Source organism: Pseudomonas sp. Ant30-3 (assembly GCF_000690905.1).
Lineage (GTDB): Bacteria > Pseudomonadota > Gammaproteobacteria > Pseudomonadales > Pseudomonadaceae > Aquipseudomonas.
The window spans coordinates 1-8,768 of the sequence record NZ_JMCL01000157.1; the positions used below are offsets into that span (position 1 = coordinate 1).

An 8,768-nucleotide genomic window follows, 5' to 3' on the forward strand; every position below is an offset into this window, starting at 1 on the left:
TTGTCCCCGTTGGCCTGCGCAGCTGGCCCCTGCGGTCGATGAGCAACCAAAAGGGGGCCGCTGCGCGACCCAACGGGGACAAGTCCCCTCGCCACAGCCCGTGCTATCACCTCCCCCGCGCAAAAAAACAAAATCCCCATGTGTTTCCGTCGTGACTCCCTGCGTCGCAGTTCTTCACTGCCCGTTCCTGCACGTCTGGAGTTTCGCTCAATGCCCTCGCCCAAATCCTTGCCCGCTGCGCTGCTGGGCCTGGCCCTTACCTGTCCGGCCATGGCTGAGACTCAGGGGCTGGAACTCGGGCAGGTGCTTATTCAAGCCGAAAATCTGAGCGGCCAAGACCAGACGATCGAGGACGCCAAAGCACGGCTGGCCGAAGTGCCCGGCGGCACCAACGTGATCGACATGCGCCGCCGGCTGCAGGGCCGCGTCGCCAGCAATCAAGACGTACTCGCCTATCAACCGGGCGTGTATGCCCAGTCGGCCGGTAACGAAGGGGTGAAAATTTCGATTCGCGGCTCCGGCATCAACCGCGCGCCCGGTGCGCATGCGTCCGGGCTGTACACGATGCTCGACGGTTTACCGCTGACCGGCCCCGGCGGCACACCTTACGAACTGCTGGAACCGTTGTGGCTCGACCACGTGGAAGTGCTGCGCGGCGCCAACGGTTTTGACCGAGGCGCCCTCGCCCTCGGCGGCGCCATCGATTACGTCAGCCACACCGGCTACGACGCCCCGCTGTTGCAGGTGCGCTACGCGATGGGCAGCCATGGTTATCAGCAGCGTCAAATCAGCTCCGGGCAGGTACTGGGCGCCTTCGATTATTACCTGTCTTCGACAGACGCGAGTGCCGATGGCTACCAGGATCAGACCGACAGCGACAGCCAGGGCCTGATCGCCAACGTCGGCTACCGCTTCAACCCGAATCTGGAAACACGGTTCTACTTTCGTTATCGCCAGACGGACAACGAGCTTGCCGGGCGGGTGACCAAACATTCCCTGGAGCACACGCCACGTGCGGCCAACCCCGCCTACGTGGCGCGCGACGACAGCCGCAAGCAGCCGGGCAGCACCTTCATCGGCAACAAAACTACCTACTACATCGATGATGATTCGAGCATCCAGACCGGCCTGGTCTATCACGACTATCCGATGGATTTACGCGAGGGCCCGAACCGTCTCAAAGTGGCGTACACCGACATCAGCGGCACCTTCGATTACAAGCGCCGCGATACGCTCTGGGGCCGGGAAAGCCGCAGCACGATGGGGCTGCGCGTGACCAAGCATTTGCCCAATGCCGGCGCCAGCGAACGGGTGCGCATCCCGACCGGCAACACCGGCGGCTACGCACCGGGCACGCACATGCGCAATTTCACCTATCAAGGTTCGGACACTGTTCTGCATGTAGGCAATGACCTGGAGATCGGTGACGACCTGTGGCTGACCACCGGCCTCGCCGCCATTTATACTCGCCGCGAAAGCGCGGTGACTTACCCCGATGGCGGCGGTAAAACCAGCCTCGGCGACTGGGACTACGCCCCACGCCTGGGGCTGCGCTACCAGCTGACGCCTGATGTGCAGGTGTTCGGCAATCTCAGCCGCTCGGTCGAAGCGGCGCATCCCTGGTCGCTGATCTACAGCGCCAATCAGCGTTTTCCGGCAGGCAGCGGCGCGGCGACCGGCACCCAGCGCGATCCGGTCAACCTGCAAAACCAGACGGCGACCACTCTGGAAATCGGCGGGCGCGGCGACAGCACGTTGGGGCAATGGAGCCTCGCCTGGTACTTCTCACAAGTGCGCCACGAATTGCTTTCGGTGCTGCCGGACGCCAACGCCGTCACGCCTTACGAACTCAACGCCAGCCCCACCGTGCATCAGGGCGTGGAAGCCAGTCTGCAGAGCGACCTATGGTCGAGCGCCGAAGGCGGCCGTTTGAGCCTGCGTCAGAGCTACACTTTCAGCGATTTCCATTACCGCAATGACGATCGATTCGGCGACAACCGCCTGCCGGGACTGCCGATGCACTACTACCAGGGCGAGCTGCGTTACGACTGGACGCAAGGTTTCTTCGCCGCGCTCAACACCCAGTTGGTGTCGAAAGTTGAAGTGGATTACGCCAACAGCTATGAGGCTGATCCGTATGCGCTGTTCGGCGCAACCGTGGGTTACAACGCGCCCAAAGGCGACTGGCAGACCTGGCTGGACCTGCGCAACCTGACCAACAAGCACTACGCCGCCACCGTCACGCCTGGCTATGACGACAAAGGTGTAGACGCCGCACGGTCGACCCCCGGTGAAGGTTTGGGAGTTTATCTGGGGGTGTCGTGGAGCCTGCGCTAGCCCCGCGAAACCCACCCTGCGAGCAACCCCGCCGAGCAACTTGCCGGCGGCCGTCTATGCTCCGGTTAGCTTCTTTGACCGGACTCATACGCAATGCTCTCAGGCGCCACCCTGTCACTGCACCCTGCCCGACTTTTACTGCTTGGCGTGCTCGGCTTGAGTGGCTGCGTACGGCTGGGCCCCGACTTTGAATCGCCCCGACCGGCCTGGCTGGAAGGCTGGAACAGCGCGGCCCTGGAGCAGTCGACGCACCGCAGCCAGACGCCTGATCTGCGCCAATGGTGGCAAGTATTCGCCGACCCGCAGCTCGACCGTCTGATTGCCGACGCCGACGCGTACAACGCCGACCTGAAAATTGCCGGTTTGCGCGTAATGGAAGCCCGCGCCCGCCTCGGCATCGCGCAAGCCGGACGCTTTCCGCAGTTGCAGCAAGCCAGTGCCGACAGCCTCTACTTCAACCGTCGGCAATCGGGCGGGATCAATCCGCAGGACACGCATTTCTGGCAATACAGTGCCGGCTTCGATGTCGGCTGGGAGCTAGATTTCTGGGGCCGCTTCAGCCGCGCCATTGAATCTTCGGACGCCAGCTATTTTGCCGCACAGGCCAATTACGAGGACGTGCTAGTGCTCCTGCGCGCCCAGGTCGCCGACACCTATTTTGCATTGCGCACCACCGAGGCGCGTCTGCAGGTGGCGAGAGAAAACGCCAAACAGCAAAAGCGCAACTTCGAGATCACCGAGAAACTCTTCAACAGCGGCCAGAGTGCCGAACTCGATCTGCAACAGGCCCGCACCCAATACCTGGGCACCTTGAGCACCCTCCCCGACTTTGAAGATCAGTTGCTGCGTACGCGCAATGCCCTGGGCATATTGATCGGCCAGCCGCCCGGAGGTTTGCCGCCGCTGACCGAGCATCAAGGGCTGATTCCGCTGGTGGACCGCGCGGTGCTGCAGGATGTGCCGGCAGACCTGTTGCAGCGGCGTCCGGATGTGCGCGCCGCCGAGCTGAATGTCGCCGCGCAATCTGCGTTGATCGGTGTGGCGGTAACCGACTTCTATCCTTCGTTGACCTTGCTGGGCAGCATCGTCTGGTCGGCCGATACGCTCGATGGCACCTCCAGAAGTCTGGACCTGCTCGGCGGCCCCAGCCTGCGCTGGAACCTGTTCGACTATGGCCAGATCAGCAACAACGTGCGCGTGCAGGACGCGCGCTTGCAGCAACTGATCGAAGCCTACCGCGACAAGGTCAGGCAGGCCGCGCGCGAAGCCGATGATGCCGCCAGTGGCCTGATCAAATCCCTGGAGCGCGAGCGAATCCTGCGCGAGGCCGAAGTCGCCGCCAAGCGCTCTCTGGTGCTGGCCAGCGCACAGTACCGCGAAGGGTATTCGGATTTTCAGCGCGTGCTCGACGCACAGCGCGCCCTGCTCGAGCAACAAGACAATTACCTGGTCAGCCGCAGCAATGCCGTGAGCAATCTGATTGCCCTGTACAAAGCGCTGGGCGGCGGCTGGTACACCGCGCAAGGCAAAATCGACCCAGCCACGCGCCAGCAGATGCAGCAACGAACGGACTGGGGCGACTTTCTCGATGAGCCCACCTCCGTCCAACCGAACAAGGTGAATGACCATGAGTGAAGTTGCGCAGCCTGACGTCCCGACGCCACCCACCGATCCGGCGAAAAAAGGCCTCAAATGGGTGTTGCTGCTGATCGTCCTAAGCCTCGCGTGGTACTTGTTGGCCGATCGGATTACGCCATATACGCAACACGCCCGCGTCGGCGCTTTTGTCATCCCGGTGGCGTCGGAAGTCGCCGGTCGGGTCATCCGCGTCAACGTGCGCAACAACCAGACCATCAATGCCGGTGACGTGCTGTTCGAAGTCGATCCGCTGCCTTATCAGATTGCCGTCGACCGCGCCCGCGCCGACCTTGAATCGACGCGTCGCCAGATCGGCGCCAGCACCGCCGGCATTGCCTCGGCCCAGGCCAACCTGCGTGCGGCACAGGCCAACGAACTGAAAGCGCGTCAGGACAATCAGCGCCTTGAAGGCCTTTACCGCGACGACCCGGGAACGATTTCCGTGCGCCTGCTCGAGGTGTCGCGCGCCAACCGTGAGCAAGCTGTCAGCCAGGTCGCGGCGGCTCGCGCCGAGGTGCAGCGCGCCCGTGAACAGGAAGGCGGCAGCGCGGAAGACAACGCCTTGCTGCGCAGTGCCGCGACGGCGTTGTCGAAGGCCGAACTGGATCAGGCCAACACGCAGATTCGCGCGCGCTCGGCAGGCCTGATCACCGACTTGCGCACCGATGCCGGACAATTCGCGGCGGCGGGCAGCCCGGTGATGACCCTGATCGCCATTCATGACGTGTGGATCAGCGCCGACATGACCGAGAACAATCTCGCGCGAGTGCGGCTCGACACGCCGGTGGCGATTGTTCTTGATGCGCTGCCGGGGGAAGTGTTCGAAGGCCGCGTGCGCAGTGTCGGCTATGGCGTCAGCGTCGGTCAGACCCCGGCACCCGGGACATTGCCGACTGTGCAAAACAGCCGCGACTGGCTGCGGCCGGCGCAGCGTTTTCCGGTGGTTATCGAGTTCTCCGAGGCCTCGCGCAGCACACTGCGTGACAGTGGCGCGATCCGTGCGGGCGGTCAGGCTGAAGTCATGGCGTTCCCCAGCGAAGGCAATCTGCTCAACCCGCTCGGGCGGTTTTTTCTGTGGCTGATGAGCTGGCTGTCGTATGCGTACTGAACGCACGCCCCGGGCTCAGCGCGCGTTGCGCCTGGCCAGCGGCACCGCGTTGTGCCTGGCCACCAGCTTCGGTCTGGATTTGCCGCTTCCCTTTGTGTCGCCCGTGCTGGTCGTGCTGTTGCTGGCGACGCTGAATCGGCCGTTGCCACTGAAAGCCGCGTTGATATTGGCGTTGGCGGCAATGCTCACCACCGGTGTCGGGCTGCTGCTGGTTCCGGTTCTCAAGTACTACCCGCTGACGGGTGTGCTGTTGGTCGCTGCGTGTTTGTTTCTGGCGTTTCGGTTTGGGCTGCGGGGCGGCAATAACCTGATCGTGACATTTCTGGTAATCGGCCTGACCATGATTTCGTCGGCCGGCGTCGCCGATTCCGGTCTGGCGGCGATGGTGATCGGCGCGTTGGTCAAGGGGCTGCTGCTTGCGGTTTTAGCCGTTGCGGTGAGTCACTGGCTGTTTCCGGAACCGGCCAACGCGCCACCGTCGCCCGTCGCACCTCTGCTGCCCGCAGCAGAGGTCGGTCGGGTGGCCCTGCGTGCAACCCTGATTGTTTTACCGACGTTCCTGTTGGTACTGATCGATCCGGCGAGCTATCTGCCGATCGTCCTCAAAGCTGTCAGCCTGGGCCAGCAGAGCTCCACCACGAATACGCGGCATGCCGCCCGCGAACTGGTGGGTTCGACGCTGCTGGGTGGCGCGCTGGCCGTGCTGTTCTGGTGCGCGCTTAGCCTGTTCGTGCATCTCTGGATGTTTTTCCTGTGGATGCTGCTGTTCGGTTTGTGGCTCGCTCGCAAACTCTATGGATTGAGCGCCACGCAATTTAGCCCGGGTTTCTGGCTCAATACGTTCATCACCCTGATCATCCTGCTCGGTCAATCGGTTCAGGATAGCCTGGCGGGCAAAGACGTCTACACGGCGTTTGTGGTGCGCATGGGATTGTTCATCGGCGTGACGCTGTATGCCTGCCTGATGATGCATCTGCTGGATTTGCGTAAACCGTCGGCCGCTCAGGGCGTGATCTGATAATCCTTGCCCTGCGGGCAGCTTGTGATCGGCGTTACCGTTAACGCTTCAGCGTCTCACTCGGCAGTTCGTTGAACAGCGCGCGGTAGCTGCTGGAAAATCGGCCAAGGTGCCAGAACGACCACTGCATCGCCACTTCGGCCACCGTGGTTTCCATGGGCGAGCTTTTCAGCAGTTCGCGGTGCGCACTGTTGAGGCGACGCAGGCGCAGCCAGTGAGTAGGCGTCATCCCGGTGTACGCCTTGAACGCATGTTGCAATTGGCGCAGCGAAACGCCGGCGACGTGTGCCAGTTCGACCAGGTTGAGGGTTTCTTCCGGTGAATCCGCGGCCCATTCACCGATGCGTTTCATTACCGCGCGCTCTTCACTTCGACGTTGCAAACCACCGCGATCAAGGCACACGCAGGCGTTGTCGAGAATGTACAGACAGTCTTCGAGCAATTGCTGGGTCAGCGCTTCCCTGCTCGGTGGATCGAACGTTTGCGTCAGACGCGTCAGCGTGCCACTGAGCCAGCGACTGAACAGCGCGTTCTGCCCCGAATTCAGCGGCGCCATGAACAGCCCTTCCAGGCGGGCGACATTCAAACCGTGGCGCTGAACGAACTGCGGGCCGAACACCACAGCGATTTCCTGATAGTTCTCCGGCGTGATCCAAATGTTGCGGCTTTCTTCATTCAGCACGTACAGGGCGTTGTCGCTGCGATCGAAACAGAACGCCAGGGAACCCTCGGGCGCGCTGAAGTTCTGCTCGACGCGGGTGTTCATGTGTTCCTCGTAAATCTCTACCCCTTGCAGGTCGAGATAACGCACGCGCCCGGCGAAATGCCCGGGTGACATCTGCTGATATTGCTGGACCCAGCCGGGTGTAGCACGGATTTGTTCGGCGACATCGGCGGTGTTGAACGCCTGGACCTGGAGCGGGTTGAACGTTGTCATGGGTGACCCTACGCACTCGTTTGGTGCGTTTTTGTGCTGCGGAAAGTGGATAGATGGATCCTCAAGGCTCGCCCAAGATAGTCGTCAACGCGTCCCAGGGGAAGTGTGTGGCGGATGACACCACCCTCCCCGGCGTTAATAAAACCAATAACGAGGTCTTTATGAATGTCCCTTTCGATCAGCTGTCCACTTGGCTGAAAGATCACAAGATTACCGAAGTCGAGTGTGTCGTCAGCGACCTGACCGGCATTGCACGCGGCAAGATTGCACCCACCAACAAGTTCCTGCATGAGCGAGGCATGCGCCTGCCGGAAAGTGTGCTTCTGCAAACGGTAACCGGGGACTTTGTCGACGACGACATCTACTACGACCTGCTCGACCCGGCCGACATCGACATGATCTGCAAACCGGTGTCGGATGCGGTCTACGTGATTCCATGGGCGATCGAACCGACGGCTATTGTCATCCACGACACCTTCGACAAATTGGGCAACCCGATCGAATTGTCGCCGCGCAACGTGCTGAAAAAAGTGCTGCAGCTGTACACCGACAAAGGCTGGCGGCCGATCGTCGCGCCGGAAATGGAGTTTTACCTGACCCAGCGTTGCGAAGACCCGGACTTGCCGTTGAAAGCGCCGTTGGGTCGTTCCGGTCGTGCGGAAAGTGGCCGGCAGTCTTTTTCCATTGATGCCGCCAATGAATTCGACCCGCTGTTCGAAGACGTCTACGACTGGTGCGAACTGCAAGGCCTGGACCTTGACACGCTGATCCACGAAGACGGTCCGGCGCAGATGGAAATCAACTTCCGCCACGGCGACGCGCTGGACCTGGCGGACCAGATAACCGTGTTCAAACGCACCCTGCGCGAGGCTGCGCTCAAGCACAACGTCGCGGCGACCTTCATGGCCAAGCCGATTGGCGACGAGCCGGGCAGCGCCATGCACATTCACCAGAGTGTGGTCGACATCGCGACGGGCCAGCCGATTTTCGCCAACGCCGACGGCAGCATGAGCGAACTGTTCCTGCAGCACATTGGCGGTTTGCAGAAATACATCCCGAAAGTGCTGCCGATGTTTGCGCCCAACGTCAACTCCTTCCGCCGCTTCCTGCCGGACACCTCGGCACCGGTGAACGTCGAATGGGGCGAAGAGAACCGCACCGTTGGCCTGCGAGTGCCAACATCCACCCCGGATTCAATGCGTGTGGAGAACCGCTTGCCCGGCGCCGATGCCAACCCTTACCTGGCGATTGCCGCGAGTTTGTTGTGCGGCTATCTGGGCATGGTCGAGCGAGTGCAGCCGAGTGCTGCGGTACAGGGTCGGGCTTATGAGCGGCGCAATTTGCGTCTGCCGATCACCATCGAAGATGCGCTGACGCAAATGGAAGAATGTGACACCGTCAGCCGTTACCTGGGCGACAAGTTTATTCGCGGGTATGTCGCGGTGAAGCGTGCAGAGCATGAAAACTTCAAACGCGTGATCAGCTCTTGGGAACGCGAGTTTTTGATGATGAGTGTTTGAATACCAGTCTCACCTAAGACCACCAACCCTCGTAGGAGCCGGCTTGCTGGCGATGGCGGCGTGTCATCCACATTGATGATGTCTGACACTGCGCCATCGCCAGCAAGCCGGCTCCTACAGAGGTCCGCAAGGCCCAGAAATCCTACAACTATAAGAGGTGTCGATATGCGTCTACTGAAAACCCTGGCTCCGCTCGCCCTGGCCATATTC

At 61.6% G+C, this 8,768-nt stretch carries 6 protein-coding genes; 5 read left to right on the forward strand and 1 reads right to left on the reverse strand.

Features of this window, described 5'->3' with window-relative positions; all coding sequences use genetic code 11:
* The first annotated feature begins 210 nt into the window (after positions 1-210).
* The 4 genes from DU29_RS0127540 (at position 211) to DU29_RS0127555 (ending at position 6,101) form a co-directional block, all read left to right on the forward strand.
* Positions 211-2,337: a TonB-dependent receptor family protein gene (locus DU29_RS0127540; RefSeq protein WP_028624590.1), complete on the forward strand. Its 2,127-nt coding sequence runs from the start codon at positions 211-213 to the stop codon at positions 2,335-2,337.
* A gap of 93 nt (positions 2,338-2,430) precedes the next feature.
* The gene (locus DU29_RS0127545; RefSeq protein WP_050483196.1) at positions 2,431-3,972 is read left to right on the forward strand and encodes an efflux transporter outer membrane subunit; all 1,542 of its coding nucleotides are present in this window, start codon (positions 2,431-2,433) and stop codon (positions 3,970-3,972) included.
* On the forward strand, positions 3,965-5,083 hold the full coding sequence (locus tag DU29_RS0127550; protein ID WP_028624592.1) for an HlyD family secretion protein: 1,119 nt from the start codon (positions 3,965-3,967) through the stop codon (positions 5,081-5,083). The genes DU29_RS0127545 and DU29_RS0127550 overlap by 8 nt, the downstream gene beginning before the upstream one ends.
* Positions 5,073-6,101, forward strand: coding sequence for a DUF2955 domain-containing protein (locus DU29_RS0127555; RefSeq protein ID WP_028624593.1), 1,029 nt, complete (start codon positions 5,073-5,075; stop codon positions 6,099-6,101). The genes DU29_RS0127550 and DU29_RS0127555 overlap by 11 nt, the downstream gene beginning before the upstream one ends.
* 40 nt (positions 6,102-6,141) lie before the next feature.
* Here the strand turns inward: DU29_RS0127555 and DU29_RS0127560 are convergent, their stop codons facing one another.
* Positions 6,142-7,038 carry a helix-turn-helix domain-containing protein gene (locus tag DU29_RS0127560; protein WP_028624594.1) on the reverse strand — a complete coding sequence of 299 codons (897 nt, stop codon included), beginning with the start codon at positions 7,036-7,038 and terminating at the stop codon, positions 6,142-6,144.
* A gap of 161 nt (positions 7,039-7,199) precedes the next feature.
* Here DU29_RS0127560 and DU29_RS0127565 point away from each other — a divergent pair, with 161 nt between their 5' ends.
* Positions 7,200-8,558 (forward strand): glutamine synthetase family protein, encoded by a 1,359-nt coding sequence (locus DU29_RS0127565; protein WP_028624595.1) that lies wholly within the window; start codon positions 7,200-7,202, stop codon positions 8,556-8,558.
* The last annotated feature ends 210 nt before the right edge of the window (positions 8,559-8,768 follow it).